Source organism: Candidatus Bipolaricaulis anaerobius (assembly GCF_900465355.1).
Taxonomy (GTDB): domain Bacteria; phylum Bipolaricaulota; class Bipolaricaulia; order Bipolaricaulales; family Bipolaricaulaceae; genus Bipolaricaulis; species Bipolaricaulis anaerobius.
Map to the genome: position 1 here is coordinate 1,032,040 of NZ_LS483254.1, position 15,093 is coordinate 1,047,132.

Here is a 15,093-nt window from a genome sequence, read left to right on the forward strand (position 1 = left end):
CCCTACGGCTGGAGGGCCTCCGGCGGGAGGATGCGGACCTCCGCCACGCCGGGGAACTGGAGGGCGGTCTTCTCGATCTGTGCCCGCAGGATCCCCGTCCGACACGCTCCCCCCGACGTTCCATGCTCCGGGTCGGCGAGGACGACGGCCAGCACCCCATCCTCAGCGTACACCTCGGCCAAGGATACGCCCGGAAGGGGGAACTCAGAGGTGTAGCCGGCCTCGCCCTCCCAGGGCGCGAGTCCCTCGCCCAGGAGGAGGGTCAGGGCCGCCACCAGCGGTGAGGCATCGAGCGGCACCCACCGCGCCAGGGGCAGCACCGCGTCCGCACTGCACGCAAGGTACCCGTGGAGGAGGAGGTCCACCGCTGGGTGGTAGGCGAACACCTGGATGGCCCACACCTCGTCGGGGACCCTCCCGACGGGCAGGTCCGGCACCCGCACCAAGCGTTCCCCGGCTACCCGGCACTCGAACTCCCGGCCCTCGTTCGCCAGGCGGACCACGTAGCCAGGGGTGATGGCTTGGGCGTAGGCTGTCCCCGGCACGCGCACCCCAAGGCTTGCGTCGGGGAACTCGCGGGCGAGGACCTCGACTACCTCAAACTTCCGCGCGCATACCTCCAGGTCCATAGCGAGGGCGGCCCGCGCCCAGGCCACCGCGCGCCGCGCGTCCGGGTCCGCCTGCCAGAAGGGGTGGTCGGCCACGGCGATCGTGTACGGGGTGAGCGGGGAGATGAACCTCTTCGGTGCGATGAGGACCTGCCTCCCGGCCTCATCGGCCGCCACGGAGAAGGTCACCTCGGTCGTCCCCTCGCAGGGCTCGCCCCACGTGAGGGTGTACGTCCCCGCGGGAAGGCGGATCCGCCAGTCCACGAAGTTGCGCGCCTCGCCAGGGTCAAGGGACAGGGGAACGGCAAACGTGGCCACGATGCGCCACGATCCGCCCTCCGGCCCAAGCGACCCGTGAAGCTCGGCCGGGCCGGTGTACCCCGCCGGACCGACCGGGGCCACCCCGCACCGCATGCGAACGCTTCCCACCGCGTCCATGGTCAGGGTGACGTTCGGCTGAAGCGCCTCCACCATCGGCCCGGCAGCCACTGCCCACCCTGCGAGCACGCACCCGATCACCGCCCCGACGCCCCTCATCGCGCACCTCCTCGGCTCGGCCCTCCTGCCCCGATGGGGCGGGAAGGCACTGGGGGGAGGATACCCAGTTTCAGGAAAAACCGCTCCCCGGGCCCCCTGTCCCGCCGGCCCCTGCCCGTTACACTAGCTCCCGCCCGACAAGCGCCGGGCGACAAGGAGGCGCGATGCGAGCGCGAACGTGGATCGGGGTAGCTGTCGTCATCGTCGTGACCGCCCTGCTCGTGGTCATCCTCTGGCCGACGCCGGACCCGTTGGCCAACGTGGAGACGGTGGCCATTCGCCCCCCGGATTGGGAGCGGACGGATCAGGCGCTGTGGGCGCCGTTCATGGATGGGCTCACCGTATCCCTGGGCGCGAAGGACGTTCGGATCGTTACGGACGCCGATGAGGCGGATGCCGTGCTCGTGGTCCGGGATGTGCGGGTGGATTCGGTCGAGCTCCGGCTCGACTCCGGGGAGATCATAGGGCGGATGAGCGCAACGTGCGCCCTCACCGAGCTCCGCACCGGACGGACGCGGGTGATGGACTTCCGCCTCGACCTCCGCAACGGCACCGTGCGCGCGACCCTCACCCCCCGCAAGTTCTGGCAGTTCTGGAAAGGCAGCTGAGGTCCCCGGAGCCACTGTGCAGGTCCGCCCGGCCCGTCTCACCGACCTCCCCGCCATCGCCGCGATCGAGGCACGCAGCTTCCCCAACCCCTGGCCGGAGGCCCTCCTCGCCGGCTACTTCGACGATCGCCAGACCCTGATCATCCTGGCCGAGGAGGAGGAGCCGCTGGGGTTCCTCATCGCCCGGGCCGAGTCCACGCCCTGCGGCGGCCGGACCCTCCACATCCACGACCTGGCCGTGGACCCCCCTCACCGACGCCGCGGCGTGGGGAGCGCGCTCCTCACCGCCCTGACGCAGGCCGCTCTCCGGGAGCACATCCCCTGCCTCCAGCTCGAGGTGCGGGTCGGGAACGAGGCCGGGCTGCGGTTCTACGAGCGACATGGGTTCCGCGTGACCCGACGGCTCGCCCACTACTACGAGGACCGCGAAGCCGCCCTGCGCATGGAGCGCCACCTCACGCCCGCTTCGCCCTCCAGCTGAACCACAGCTTGCGCACCTCAACGAGGAGCGCGGGCAGGAACACGAGGGGCAGCACGATGAGCCACTCCTGGGCCCGCAGCGGCCGCGTGTCGAACGCCTGCTGCAGACCAGGCACGTACAGCACAAGCATCGTCAGGGCCAGGGACACCACGACCGCCCACTGCATCCAGCGGTTGGTCAGGAACCCGATCTGGTAGAGAGGTACGTGCTCGGAACGGGCGGTGTACGCCCGCGCGAGCTCGGCGAGGACCAACGTCGTGAAGGCAAGCGTCATCGCGTCCTCGTGGAGGATCCCGTGGCCGAGGTGCCCGAGGGCGTACACGCCGAGGACTGCGGCGGTGAGGGCCCCCGCCTGGAACAGGATCCCGATCGCCATCTCGCGGTTGATGATCGGCTCCCGCGGCGAGCGCGGCGGCCGGTTCATGATCCCCGGCTCGCCCTTCTCCACCCCCAGCGCCAGTGCCGGGGCACCGTCGGTGAGGAGGTTGAGCCACAGGAGCTGGATTGCCGTGAGCGGGGCCGGCCACCCGATGAGGCTCGCCCCGAAGATGACCGCGATCTCCGCGAAGTTGCAGGAGAGGAGGAAGTTCACCGTCTTGCGGATGTTGGAGTAGATGATGCGCCCCTGCTCCACCGCCGCCACGATCGAGGCGTAGTTGTCGTCGGTGAGGACCATGTCCGCCGTATTCTTGGCGACGTCCGTGCCCGCGATCCCCATCGCGATCCCGATGTCCGCCCGCCGCAGGGCGGGGGCATCGTTGACCCCGTCCCCGGTCATGGCCACGATCTCCCCCCGCGCCCGCAGGGCATCGACGATCTGGACCTTGTGGTAGGGAGAAACACGGGCGAAGACGTCGATCTCCTCAATCTGCAGCGCCAGTTCCCCCTCCACCATCCGGTCGAGGTCGGCCCCCGACGCGACGCGCCGCCCGGGCTGGAGGAGGCCGATCTCACGGGCGATCGCCTCCGCTGTCGCGACGTGGTCGCCGGTGATCATGATTGTGCGCAGCCCGGCCTGGCGGGCCCGAGCGATCGCCTCCGCCACCTCCGGCCGCGGCGGGTCCTGCATCCCAACGAGCCCCAGGAACACGAGGTCCGTCTCCACGGTCTCCGGGGCGACCTCCGTCGGCAGTTCCCCCAACGGCTTGTAGGCCACGGCGAGCACGCGCAGCCCCTGGGAGGCCATCCCCTCGTTCGTGCGGTTGATCCCCGCCCGCCGGTCGTCGGAGAGCGGCGCAGGGCCCGTCGCATCTTGAATCCTCGTGCACAGGGAGAGGACGACGTCCGGAGCTCCCTTGACGAGGGATACGTAACGTCCCCCTGGGACCACAAGCGGGGCGGAACTGTCCAGGGCGTGCAGGGTCGCCATCCTCTTCCGCTCGGAGTCAAACGGGGCCTCCGCCACCCGGGGGAACGCCGCCACGGTGGCCTTGTCCATCCCCGCCTTGGCCGCCGCCACCACGAGGGCACCCTCCGTCGGGTCGCCGATGATCCGGTACCCCTTCGCCTCCTGGCGGAGCTCGGCGTCGTTGCAGAGGAGCCCCGCCCACAGGGTCGCGAGCAGCACAGGTTCTTCCTCGACCCGGATCTCGCGCCCGTCGCACCGGAACCCTCCCACCGGCTCGAACCCCTGGCCGGAGACAGCGAATGTCTTCCCCCCTGCCCAGATCTGCGTCACCGTCATCTGGTTCTGGGTGAGGGTTCCTGTCTTGTCCGTGCAGATGACGGTCGCCGAGCCGAGGGTCTCCACCGAGGGCAGGCGCCGCACGAGCGTGTGGCGACGCAGCATCTCCCGCGTCCCCAGGGCGAGGCACATCGTGACGATCGCCGGCAGCCCCTCGGGGACAGCGGCCACCGCCAAACTCACCGCGACCATGAAGAACCCGATCAAGGCGTGCTGGGCGTGGTCAAGGTAGACACGCAGGCCCTCCGTCCACAGAAGGTTGATTTCGGTCTGGCGGAGGATGGACAGGACAAACACCAGCACGCAGACCACGAGGATGGCCGTCCCGAGGACCTTCCCGAACACTTCGAGCTTTTTCTGAAGCGGGGTCTCCTCGACCGTCTCCTCGATCATCTCCGCGATCGCGCCGAGCTGGGTGTCGGTGCCGGTCCCCACCACGATCCCCCGGCCCCGACCGTAGACGACGGTCGTCCCCATGAACGCGGAATTGGCGCGATCGGCGATCGGCGTCTCTGCGGCGAGGACAGGTTCCGCCTTCTTCTCCACCGGGACGGACTCCCCGGTGAGGGACGATTCATCCACCCGCATCTGCGCTGCCTCGATCAGGCGCAGGTCAGCGGGCACGATCGTGCCCGCCTCGAGGAGGACCACATCGCCGGGGACGAGATCCCGCGCTCGAACGGTCGTCCTCTCCCCGTCGCGCACGACTTGAGCCTCGGGCGCCGCCATTTCCTTGAGGCTCTGCAGCGCCTGCTCGGCCCGGCTCTCCTGCGTCGCGCCCACGAACGCATTGAGGATAACGATCGCGAGGATGATGACCGAATCAAGCCATCCCAGTGGCTCAGGCTCAATCACCTGCACAATCAGCGAGATGAGCGCTGCTGCAAGGAGGATCCACACCACGAATCCACGCAGCTGCGCAACGAGCCGCTTCCAAAACGGCGTGGGTGGGGTCTCAGGGAGGGCGTTCGGGCCGTAGCGGGCGAGCCGCTCCCGCGCCTCCGCCGAGGTGAGCCCCGTCCCGGGGTTCACCTCGAGGGCGGCGGCGACGTCACTAGCCGAGAGAGCGTGCCACGTCTTCTTCGTTTCCACCGTCATCTCCTCCCCACTACGCCCAGAGGAGGAGGATCACCGGTGCGAACACCTCGGCGACGAGCGACATCACGGTGATCATCGTGTTCAGGGACGGACCCGCGGTGTCCTTGAACGGGTCGCCCACCGTGTCCCCCGTGACCGCCGCCTTATGGGCCTCCGATCCCTTTCCGCCGTAGGCCCCGGTCTCCACGTACTTCTTGGCGTTATCCCACGCCCCACCGGCATTGGCCATGAACAGAGCGAAGATGATCCCGGTGAGGATGCTCCCCGCCAGGAACCCCGCCAACGCCTCCTTCCCCAACAGCAGCATCACCACCACGGGCACGAGGATCGCGAGCGAGCACGGGAACAGAAGCTCACGGAGCGCGCCCCGGGTCGCGATGTCCACGCACGTCTTGTAGTCAGGTTTCGCCTTCCCCTCGATCAGCCCGGGGATCTCCCGGAACTGCCGCCGCACCTCCTCCACCATCCGCCCCGCGTTCCGCCCCACGGCGAGGATGAGGAGGGCCGAGAAGAGCGGGGGCATCATCGCCCCCAGGAACAGGCCGATGATCACGGGGTAGCTGATGAGGTTGATCCCCTGGGCGAGGTCGATGTCCACCAGGTGGGTGTACGCAGCGAACATGGCGAGCACGGTGAGGGCCGCCGCCCCGATCGCGAACCCCTTCGTGACCGCCTTCGACGTGTTGCCCTGCGCATCGAGGGCGTCTGCCACGGCGAGCGCGTCCGGGCCCAGGTCACCCTGCTCCGCGATCCCGCGGGCGTTATCCGAGATCGGGCCGAACGCATCGGAAGAGATGATCGTGGCCACGATGGACAGCATCCCCACCGCGGATACCGCGATCCCGTAGAACGGGTTGACCCCGAACATCTCCGCCAGCGTCCAGGAGGCGAACGTGGCGATGCAGATCCCGAGGATGGAGGGAACGATACTGAGCAGTCCATATGAAAACCCGGTCATGATGTTGATCGCTGCGCCCTTCGTCGCCGCCTCGGCCGTGTTCAACGTGGGACGGCGGTCGATCGAGGTGAAGTAGTCCGTGGTCATTCCGATCACAATCCCCGCCCCCAACCCGGCCAGGGTGGGGAGGAACACGCCCAGCCACTCCTGCCCCGGGAGCCCCGCGGTGTAGGTGACCGCGAACAGGAGCACGAGGAACAAACCGGATGTCGCAAAGAGACCGCCGTTCAAAGCCGCCCCCGGGTTGCCCCGCATGAGGAAGCGCACCATGAACACCCCAGCGATGGAGGCAACCAGCCCTACCGTGGCGATCATCAAGGGGAGCAGGGTGAAGACCCCCCCCCCGAGCTCCGCGCCGAGGATCATCGCCGCCACGATCGCCGCGATGTAGGAGTCCACAAGATCGGCGCCCATCCCCGCCACGTCGCCCACGTTGTCGCCAACGTTATCGGCGACAACGGCTGGGTTTCGCGGGTCGTCCTCAGGGATCCCGAGCTCCACCTTGCCCACGAGGTCCGCGCTGATGTCCGCCGTCTTCGTGTAGATGCCGCCACCGGCCTTGGCGAACAGGGCGAACGCGCTCGCTCCGAAGCTGAACCCGAGCGTGACCTGGGCCGCGTCCATCTCGGTCCACCCCAGGGCGGTCCGGCCGAGGTAGTAGATGAGGCTGATCCCAAATAGGGAGAGGCCCACGATCGCAAGGCCCATCACCGCACCACCGTAGTAGGCGACGGGGAACGCGGCAGTCAGCCCCTCCCGTGCCGCATTGGCCGTGCGCACATTGGCCCGCACCGCAGCCGTCATCCCCAGCGACGCGGCAAGCGTAGAGCAGCCTGCGCCGAGCAAGTACGCTACGGCTATCGCCACTCCGTGTTCGGCCCCCTGGGTGACCCCCACCAGGATCCCGATCACGGGGGCCACGATCCCGAGGAATGCGAGCAACGTCACGTTCTGACGCCGAAGGTAGGCGCTCGCCCCGTCCTGAATCGCTTTCGCCACGTCCAGCATCCGGTCCGTGCCGCCCGCGCGACGCGTCACCTGGCGATACAGATAGAGAGCGAACAGGATAGAAACAAGACCGGCTCCCGCCGCAACGAACTCCCACATCATCTACCATCCCTCCTTGCCCCGCGCCGCTCGTTTCCCTCCGGCGCACGGGACACCCTAAGGGCCCGATCATCTCTTGGAAGTGTCCCCCCCGCAACCTCGGCCAGTCGACGCGTCAGGATGGCAGTGCTGTCCCATACCGAGAAAACACCCACCCACAGGATGCGGAGCAGGCAATAGGAAACCCGGGAGCCGAAGCCCCCGGGTTCACGCCTCGTTCACCCGTTGTCCCAGGATCACGCCCTCACATGCCGGGAGCCGCCACGATCTGGAACACAACGACGCGGACCACCGTGCTCCCGAGGGAAATCCACAACCGATAGGTCCCGAGCGCGAGGTCAGCGGTAGCGAACTGGAACTGGTAGTTGTCCGTAGGTTCGATCCGCTTCCCCACCAACACCCTCTTTCCGAGATCTGGCGTGACCACTGCCCCAGCACCGCCCGCCAACTCATCCGCCGCCGTGAGGACGGCATGGGGGAGGCACGGGACCGCGCCGCACGCGGCCGGGGCGACCACCGCCACCGTGATCACCTCTCCCCGGCGGACCGTCTGCGGCACCTGCTCCCCGGCGAACCGGATCAGGACAGGCTCGTTCGTCGTACGGGCCGTGGCCGCCAAGCACACTGCGGCAGCGTCGAGCCCGTTGATCACGATGTAGTGGTTACCGTCCCAGCTCGTATCTAGATCAGGGAGCGAGGGATCCACCCGTTCCATCGTCGCGTACTTCTCCGCCCCGCGCACGCCGTAACCCGCCGCCCACCCATCGCGGTGGGGGTCGTCGGCGTTGGCGGTGTCTACGATGTTCCCGGCCGGATCGACGAGCTCCAGGATCTCCCCCCGGTCGGCGAGATCGAGGACAAACGGAAGGAACACGAGCTCAGACGGGAACCAGGTTGGGTCCACGTCAGGATAGGCCCAGAGGAGGAACTGTTCGTTCACCGCCTGCGCGGTACCGACGAGCGGGTTTCCGTTCCGGTCGGCGCCATGCGTGAGGATGCCTTCGTTGGCGCGCCAGTTCTGTTCCGTGTCCCGCGCGAACGGGTTCACCCTCTCCATCGTCGCGTACGGATGGGCGCCACCCACGCCGTAGCCAGTGGCCCACCCGGACCGCCCGAGGCGTTCCGCGTTCGCCGTGTCCACCGCTGTGCCCACCGAATCCACAAGCTCCACGACCTCACCCTGCGGATCGAGGGGCACGTTGTAGATGAGGTCAGCCGGGATGCCGCGAACCACGTCGTCACTACCCCGCTCGAGGAGGTACGTTGCGTACGGGGCAATCGTCCCGCGGAGTTCGACCACCTTCCACTCCGGCTCCCCGGCCGTGGCCGGCTGGGTAAGGCGCCAACGGAGGGTCCACCCTGTGAGGTCCACCGCGTTCTCCGTAATGTTGGTCAGCTCGATCCACTGATCGTTCGGGCTTGCCGCGGTCCCCCCCCACGCGATCTCCGTGATGACGACCGGTCCCGTCTCCTCGTAGATGAGGTCGGCCGCGATGTCGCTCACCACGTCATCGGTGCGGCGCTCCATGAGGTAGAACCCGAACTCGTCGATCGCCCCGCGGAGCTCCACGGTTTTCACGTATTGCTCCATCACGTGCCCCGGCTGCTTGCGGCGCCAGCGGAGGGTCCACCCGGTGAGGTCCAGCGACTCGTCGAATGAGCTATAGAGCTCAACCCATTCGTGCACCGGATCGGCTTCCGTGCCGCCCCAAGCGACCTCGTTGATCACGATCCGCGGCCCGAGGGCGCCGCCTCCACCGGCGATCTCCTCGCCGCAGTCCACAACCGTGATCCGAACCGTTCCCACCGCGAACGCGCCGGTAGGGTCGGTGACGGTGTACGTGATGAAGTCGGTCCCCAGGAAATCAAGCTGCGGTGCATACACCACGTCCACCGACGCCTCGTGGGGCGCGCTGTACGTGACAGCACTCAGGTTCCCGCTCAGGGCACCGTAGGTCGGGGCCCCCACGATCGCGAGCGTCAATGGATGCGACGCCGGGGCCGCTGGGTTCACGTTGGGGTCGCTGCCACGCAACGAGAAGGTCAGCGGGGTGTTCTGGCATGTGACGAGGGACAGGCTCTCCGCGGTGGGGGGCTCGTTATTGCGCACCCAGCTCTTGAGGGCGTCCGGGCCGTTCACTCCACCTGAGCCGGTTGCCCTGCGCAGCACGAGTCCGCCCATGGTCACGTCCGCCATCGCCCGAATGACGACACTGCCCTGATTCGACGCAAACACGGTCACCGAGGCCACGCCGCCGCGGGTCGTGGTGGTCGAGGCCGTGACGAAGGTGGCTCCGGCTGCGTTGTTGAGAAGTGTGAACACGACCGATGTCCCATCGGGGGCGAGCACCCAACCCGCTCCGGTGCTAACCTCCACGAGCGCGGTCACCGTGTGGTTCGTGCCCACCGGGTTCACCGCCTCAAGCGGAGCAACACCGATCCGGGCGTCGACGTAGGTCTTCTCGGCGTTGTTGCCGCTCCCGGCCGTGCCCGTGGTGCGGATGACCGTCCGATCGCCGAACACGTCCGCCGCGGCCTGGACGACCACCGTTCCCGGTGCAGAGGAGACGATCTGGACCGTCGCCTGCCCAGCCCCGTTCGTGACCGCGGTGTTGACCCCACCCACGAAGCTTGCCACCCCGCTTAGGATGGAGAACGTTACCTCGGCCCCTCCTGCCGGTGACCAGGTGGACCCGTTACTCGACGTCTCCACAGTCGCCACGATCGTGTGGGGATCGCCCACCTCGTTTGAGGCGGACACCGGACTCAGGCTGATCCGACCCTGTACATAGGTCTTCTGCGCCGGCATGGTGCTCCCGCCCCGGCCATCCGTCGTCCGTACGACCTGCGTTCCGCCAGGGAACGACATCGTTACCGTCGGGACCGCCGTGAGAACAGAGGGGACAGCGCTGTTGACCGTCAAGCTCCACGTCGCGCTCATCCCATCCGAGGACACCGTTGGTCCGCTCAGGCTCTGGCTCCCCGGCGTCGGTACCACAGTGTAGCTGAGAGCCCACGAAATCGGTGCCGCCCCCTGCGCGTGCGCCGCGATCGCGAACGTGTGCGGGGCACCCACTGCATTCGTCGCGTGCCCCGGGGTGATCGCGATGTAGCCGCTCACGTACGCCTTCGTCGCCAAACCGGTTGACCCGCCCGAGCCGTTCGTCTCCACGGTAACGCCCCCCACTGTCGCCTGGGCCTTCACCGTCACGGTTCCGGGTTGGGTAGCGCCGATCGTCGCCTGGGCCTGGCCCCCGCTGGTCGTGGTGGAGCTCGATCCCACAAACGTAGCTCCGATCTGGTTTGAGACGAAGCTGAACGTGACCGGCGTGCTATCAGGGGCGGCGATCCAGCCTACTCCCACCACGTACGCCTCGACCGTGGCCGTGAAGGTGTGGTCGTCGCCGACCTCGTTGGTGTCGGCAAGAGGGCTGAGGCGGATCCGTGCCTGGCGGTACTCGTACGTCTTCTCGGCGTCGGGGCCGCTTGAGCCGACGCCGGTTTCGGCGACCACCGTTCCAGTGCCGAGGGCGTCGGCCACGGCGTGGACCTTGACCAGACCCGGCGTGATGGCGCGGATCGTGACCTGAGCTTGTCCGCCGACAAGGGAGGCGGGGTTCGGGCTCACGATGGTGGCGGAGCCGGTGGTATCCGAGGCGAGGGAGAAGGTGACCGACCCGCCGTCGGGGGGCACGACCCAACTCGTCCCGTTCCACACCCGCACCGTGGCCGTGATCACATGGTTATCCCCTGCTTCGTTCGTGTCAGAACCCGGGGCAAGGTCGATCTTCGCCTGGCGGTACGCGTAGGTCTTGGTGGCGGGGGCGCTGTTGGGGGAGATTCCGTTCGTCGTCAGCACCACTTGCGTCCCGCCGGAGAACATCATCGTCACCGTGGCCGATGCCGTGAACACGGCCGGGCTGGCGTGGTTGATCGTGAGGTTCCAGGTGGCACCCATCCCATCAACGGCTACTGTGGGCCCGCTCAGACTCTCACTGGCTGAGGTTGGACTCACCGTGTAGGCCAAGTTCCACCCGCTGGGAGCCGTCCCCTGAGCGTACGCCGTGATCAGGAACGTGTGGGAGGCCCCCACCTCGTTCACAGCCGACTGCGGCGTGATCGCGACGTAGCCAGCTACCCCTACGTAGTGGCTCGGATCGGTGGCGCTCACCGTCTGCCCGCTGTACGTCGTCTGCGCGGTTCCCACGTTCGCGTACTGCCCAGCAACGGCCGCCCCTGTCTTGGTCAGCGTCGCGCTCGCTCCCACCCCCAACGTCGGGATCGTCCCGATCGTGCCCGCCTTATCGTCGGTGACAGCGATGTTCGTCAGCGTCACGTTCCCCGTGTTCGTCACTTCGTACGTCCAGGTGATCGTCGACCCCACCACCACCACCGGACCAGTCGGACCATCGGCGTCTTGCCCGTTCGTCCTCTTCTCAAGCGAGAGGCTCGGGGCCTGCGTGGCCGTGATCGTCTCATCGTCTTGCCCCGTTACGTTCGGCCCCGTGGGCGGTGTCCCGGTGGCGGTTGCCACGTTGGCAACGGTTCCCGCATCGAGATCGGACTGGCTGATCGTGTAGGCGGCCTGCGCCGTCCCTATCTGCCCTGGCCCCAGCGTCGCCGGCGTCACAACGAGGTTCGCGACCCCTAGTCGCACATCGTCGATCTTCACGCTCGTGAGCGTCACGTTCCCCGTGTTCGTCACCGCGAACGTGTACGTGATCCCTTGTCCTACCGCGCTGTACGTCTTCGGGCTCGCGCTCTTCACCACCGCCAGCGCCGGCGCCGCCACCAACGTCTGGGTGTCATCGTCGGTGTCGCTCACGTTCGATCCCACCGGCGGCGTCCCGGTCGCTGTCGCTACGTTCGTGAACGTCCCCGCGTCGATGTCCGCTTGCGTAAGGGTGTAGCTGCCGCTGAATGTTGTCGTGTCCGTAGCCCCCGCCGCCAGCGATGCGATCGGCCCACCCGTCACCGTGACCTTCGAGTCCGTCACGACCACGTTCGTCAACGTCACGTTCCCCGTGTTCGTCACCGCGAACGTGTAGCTAATCGTATCTCCCGCGTCCGCTCGCCCGTTACTCCCTAAGTTCAGCGTCCCGCTCTTCGCAAGCCCGATCGAGGGCTGCGCTCCGTAGTAGTGGCTCGGATCGGTGGCGGTGACCGTCTGCCCGCTGTACGTCGTCTCGGCCTTCCCTACGTTACTGTACTGCCCAGCAACGGCCGCCCCTGTCTTGGTCAGCGTCGCGCTCGCTCCCACCCCCAACGTCGGGATCGTCCCGATCGTGCCCGCCTTATCGTCGGTGACAGCGATGTTCGTCAGCGTCACGTTCCCCGTGTTCGTCACTTCGTACGTCCACGTCACCGTCGACCCCACCACCACCACCGGACCAGTCGGACCATCGGCGTCTTGCCCGTTCGTCCTCTTCTCGAGCGAGAGGCTCGGCTGCGCGGGAGGGGGGCATGCTGGTCCCTCGACTTGGTAGTCGCACTTCTCCTGCCCAGCCTTGACAGCGACCTGGGTGCGCCCAGTGGGCCAGTACCCCCGCAGCGTGACCCAGTAATCCCGGCATTCCCTGTCGCTGAACCCCTGATCGAACTTCACCCCGAAGATCCCCGTCGTGGGATCTCTATTGCACTCGTACTTGTGGCTTGTCGCGACCACATCCTTGCACGTAGCACAGCTATCGGGAAGCTCCAGGACCCAATGGCTGATCGCAGGAGAGTCACTGGAGCACACGCGGTAGCTAAACGTGGTGTTCGCCCCGTCGAACGTGGCCCCGAGGAGCGTCACCGTATACTTGGAGCAGTCACAGGCCGAGGATGAGACCGAACTCCCTGCACTCAGCAACACGACGAGCAGGAGAGGGAAAAGCGCTCTTCCTGTCTGTCGAATCCACGAATTTTCCGTCCTGCCACTCCCAAACAACCTAGCCATGGTTCCCTCCCTCCCAGCTTGCGCTTCGGCAGCCTGGCGGCCTCAAGGAGGTCCATGGCTTTGCGCCCCCGGATCGCTCCAGGTTTACCTTTTCGGCAGACGCGACTATGCTTCGATCATGCTCCTACCCTAACTTCGGTTGAACCGGCCCTGGACAACCAGGGCCCGCTTCACGGTCTCGTCGCGGACCAAACCCTTCTCAACGAGGATCTCCCCTAGACGTTTCCCACGCTCGAAGTGCTCCTCGAGGATGGACATGATCACTGCAGACCGAGACTTGCGCTCCCGTTCGGCCAGCTCGTCCACCAGTTCCAGGAGGTACTGGTCCTCTTCGTTGTAGTACAACGTTACCTGCACGTCGCCGCCCTCCTTTTGTGCTGCCCCGCCCAATAAAAAAGGGCTCCAGGTGGTTTGCCCTCCTGGCAGCCCGACTACCCGTCCTGGGTTCGTAGCTTTGCGCCCCCACGTTCCCGTGGGTTTGCCCTTTTCAGGCTCTGTTTATGTTGGTTTGCACTGTAAGCCGGCCGGCGTTCCTTGTCAAGCGGACATTCGTCCGAGACCTACCGGCCCGCGGCCGACGCGGTCGCCACCGCCGCACCCGCATCCACGAGCCCAGCGCCGAACCGCGGATCGCACCCCTCGGCAAGAGGGGTGGAGCTCTCAAGGAGGATATCCACCGCCTCGGACGCCGTGAGCGAAGGATCGGCGGAGAGGATGAGAGCAATGGTTCCGGCGACGTGGGGCGCCGCGAACGAAGTCCCCGAGTTCCGGGCGGCGCGACCTCCGGGGAGGAGGGAGGCCACTTCGTGCCCCGGTGCGGCCACCGCTACCTCCGGTCCCCACGAGCTGAACGGAGCCAGGCCGTCCGTCGCGTCGGTGGCCGATACCGCGAGCACGGTCGGGTATTTGCCCGGATACAGGACTTCGGGGTTCGCCTCGTTCCCAGCAATCCCCACCACGACCACACCCTGGGCCGCGGCATAGGAGAGAGCCCGTTCGACGACCGCGGGGGGAATGCCCCTGGCGTACAGGCTGAGGTTGATGATCCGAGCGCCGTTATCCACCGCATACCGAATGGCCTCCGCCAACCGATCCCAGTCCCTCGTCAAGAAGAGCCCGCGCGAGTCGAGGAACCGCACGTCCATGATCCGCACGGTAGGGGCCACGCCCGCCGCTCCCTCCACCCCCGCTCGGGCGGCGATGATCCCAGCGACACAGGTTCCATGCCAGTAAAGCGGCGTGCGCCGGCGATCTGCCGGTACCCCATCGCGAAAATCCCACCCGAAGACATCATCCACATACCCGTTCCCATCGTCATCGATGCCGTTCGTGGGGATCTCGTGAGGGTTCGTCCACCGCACCGCGGCGAGCTCGGGGACCGTCCAGTCAATGCCGCTATCGATCACGGCGACGACGATCTCCGGGCTCCCCATTGTGACCTGCCACGCTGCGGGAACACGGATTCGCTCCAGGCCCCAGGGCAGGTTCGCCGTCACCGGGCTCGGGGAGCCCGCCGTCCCTGCCCCGCCAGCGATGTCCGGGCCATCAAGGGTGGGTGTGGCCAGGAAGAGGAAGAACAACCCCAGGCCGGTCCCTACCCACCGCCACCGCACGTGTCGTCTGCGTTCCATTCGGCAACCCGGCTGTCCTCATGGGACCCGTGGCTTTGCGTCCCCCCCTCGCGAGGGGTTTGCCCTTGTCGTGGCCCGCTTCGGGCGGCGCCACTGGTTTATAGTGGAATATACGAGATCCTAGGACTCCCGTCAAGCCCACCTCCCGGAAAGTGTGATCGGAACAAAGTGCGCCGCGGGGCGATCGCGTCGGGAGGAGCGAGATCCTGGCCACCCAGGGCGACCTCCCCCGACGAACGAGCCTTGGGATAAATAGAGGTCCCAGTGGGGGATCCGATGAGCCTCTTGGGCACCGCTGAAAGAGGAGCTAAAGGCTAGAGAGAGGACGGTGCTACCAACTGGAGCCGACGGGAGTCGAACCCGTGGCCTCTAGCATGCCATGCTAGCGCTCTCCCAACTGAGCTACGGCCCCACCCGATTCTCCCCGTCGGGGCCCGCGATGC

The 15,093-nt window shown here is 67.2% G+C and carries 8 protein-coding genes, 1 tRNA gene and 3 riboswitches; of the genes, 2 read left to right on the plus strand and 7 right to left on the minus strand.

All coding sequences use genetic code 11. The features are described 5' to 3' along the window. Nucleotides 1-2: 2 nt before the first annotated feature. Entirely contained in the window at nucleotides 3-1,145 is a 1,143-nt protein-coding gene (locus tag BARAN1_RS05005) for a GerMN domain-containing protein (protein WP_122031466.1), read from the minus strand. A gap of 164 nt (nucleotides 1,146-1,309) precedes the next feature. Between BARAN1_RS05005 and BARAN1_RS05010 the strand changes: the two genes are divergently transcribed. Together BARAN1_RS05010 and BARAN1_RS05015 are read left to right on the plus strand one after the other, a co-directional pair. Then, complete coding sequence (locus BARAN1_RS05010) at nucleotides 1,310-1,753, plus strand: hypothetical protein (RefSeq protein WP_122031467.1); 444 nt, start codon at nucleotides 1,310-1,312, stop codon at nucleotides 1,751-1,753. A gap of 16 nt (nucleotides 1,754-1,769) precedes the next feature. Beyond that, nucleotides 1,770-2,234 (plus strand): GNAT family N-acetyltransferase, encoded by a 465-nt coding sequence (locus BARAN1_RS05015; protein ID WP_122031468.1) that lies wholly within the window; start codon nucleotides 1,770-1,772, stop codon nucleotides 2,232-2,234. Here BARAN1_RS05015 and BARAN1_RS05020 read toward each other — a convergent pair. The 6 genes from BARAN1_RS05020 to BARAN1_RS05045 form a co-directional block, all read right to left on the minus strand. After that, a complete protein-coding gene (locus BARAN1_RS05020) occupies nucleotides 2,209-5,016 on the minus strand; it encodes a calcium-translocating P-type ATPase, SERCA-type (protein WP_122031469.1) in 2,808 nt (935 codons plus the stop codon). The genes BARAN1_RS05015 and BARAN1_RS05020 overlap by 26 nt on opposite strands. 10 nt (nucleotides 5,017-5,026) lie before the next feature. Continuing rightward, nucleotides 5,027-7,084, minus strand: a complete 2,058-nt coding sequence (locus BARAN1_RS05025; protein WP_122031470.1) for a sodium-translocating pyrophosphatase — start codon at nucleotides 7,082-7,084, stop codon at nucleotides 5,027-5,029. A 241-nt stretch (nucleotides 7,085-7,325) separates the two neighbouring features. Then, complete coding sequence (locus tag BARAN1_RS05030; RefSeq protein ID WP_162297753.1) at nucleotides 7,326-12,875, minus strand: CLIPPER-2 domain-containing protein; 5,550 nt, start codon at nucleotides 12,873-12,875, stop codon at nucleotides 7,326-7,328. A gap of 168 nt (nucleotides 12,876-13,043) precedes the next feature. Beyond that, a riboswitch (cyclic di-GMP riboswitch) is annotated at nucleotides 13,044-13,118 on the minus strand. 30 nt (nucleotides 13,119-13,148) lie between these two features. Next, the gene (locus BARAN1_RS05035; RefSeq protein WP_122031472.1) at nucleotides 13,149-13,376 is read right to left on the minus strand and encodes a ribbon-helix-helix protein, CopG family; all 228 of its coding nucleotides are present in this window, start codon (nucleotides 13,374-13,376) and stop codon (nucleotides 13,149-13,151) included. A 61-nt stretch (nucleotides 13,377-13,437) separates the two neighbouring features. After that, nucleotides 13,438-13,512, minus strand: a riboswitch (cyclic di-GMP riboswitch). A gap of 67 nt (nucleotides 13,513-13,579) precedes the next feature. Continuing rightward, nucleotides 13,580-14,650 (minus strand): S8 family serine peptidase, encoded by a 1,071-nt coding sequence (locus tag BARAN1_RS05040; protein WP_122031473.1) that lies wholly within the window; start codon nucleotides 14,648-14,650, stop codon nucleotides 13,580-13,582. Further along, a riboswitch (cyclic di-GMP riboswitch) is annotated at nucleotides 14,650-14,724 on the minus strand. Its footprint overlaps the gene before it by 1 nt. A 265-nt stretch (nucleotides 14,725-14,989) precedes the next feature. Beyond that, nucleotides 14,990-15,062: transfer RNA gene (locus BARAN1_RS05045), tRNA-Ala, on the minus strand. Between the last annotated feature and the right edge of the window lie 31 nt (nucleotides 15,063-15,093).

What these genes read in the sequence shown, in the direction of transcription:
- BARAN1_RS05005 (WP_122031466.1), bottom strand. Translation starts at nt 1,145, where the DNA reads ATGAGGGGCGTCGGGGCGGTGATCGGGTGCGTGCTCGCAGGGTGGGCA.
- BARAN1_RS05010 (WP_122031467.1), top strand. Translation starts at nt 1,310, where the DNA reads ATGCGAGCGCGAACGTGGATCGGGGTAGCTGTCGTCATCGTCGTGACC.
- BARAN1_RS05020 (WP_122031469.1), bottom strand. Translation starts at nt 5,016, where the DNA reads ATGACGGTGGAAACGAAGAAGACGTGGCACGCTCTCTCGGCTAGTGAC.
- BARAN1_RS05025 (WP_122031470.1), bottom strand. Translation starts at nt 7,084, where the DNA reads ATGATGTGGGAGTTCGTTGCGGCGGGAGCCGGTCTTGTTTCTATCCTG.
- BARAN1_RS05040 (WP_122031473.1), bottom strand. Translation starts at nt 14,650, where the DNA reads ATGGAACGCAGACGACACGTGCGGTGGCGGTGGGTAGGGACCGGCCTG.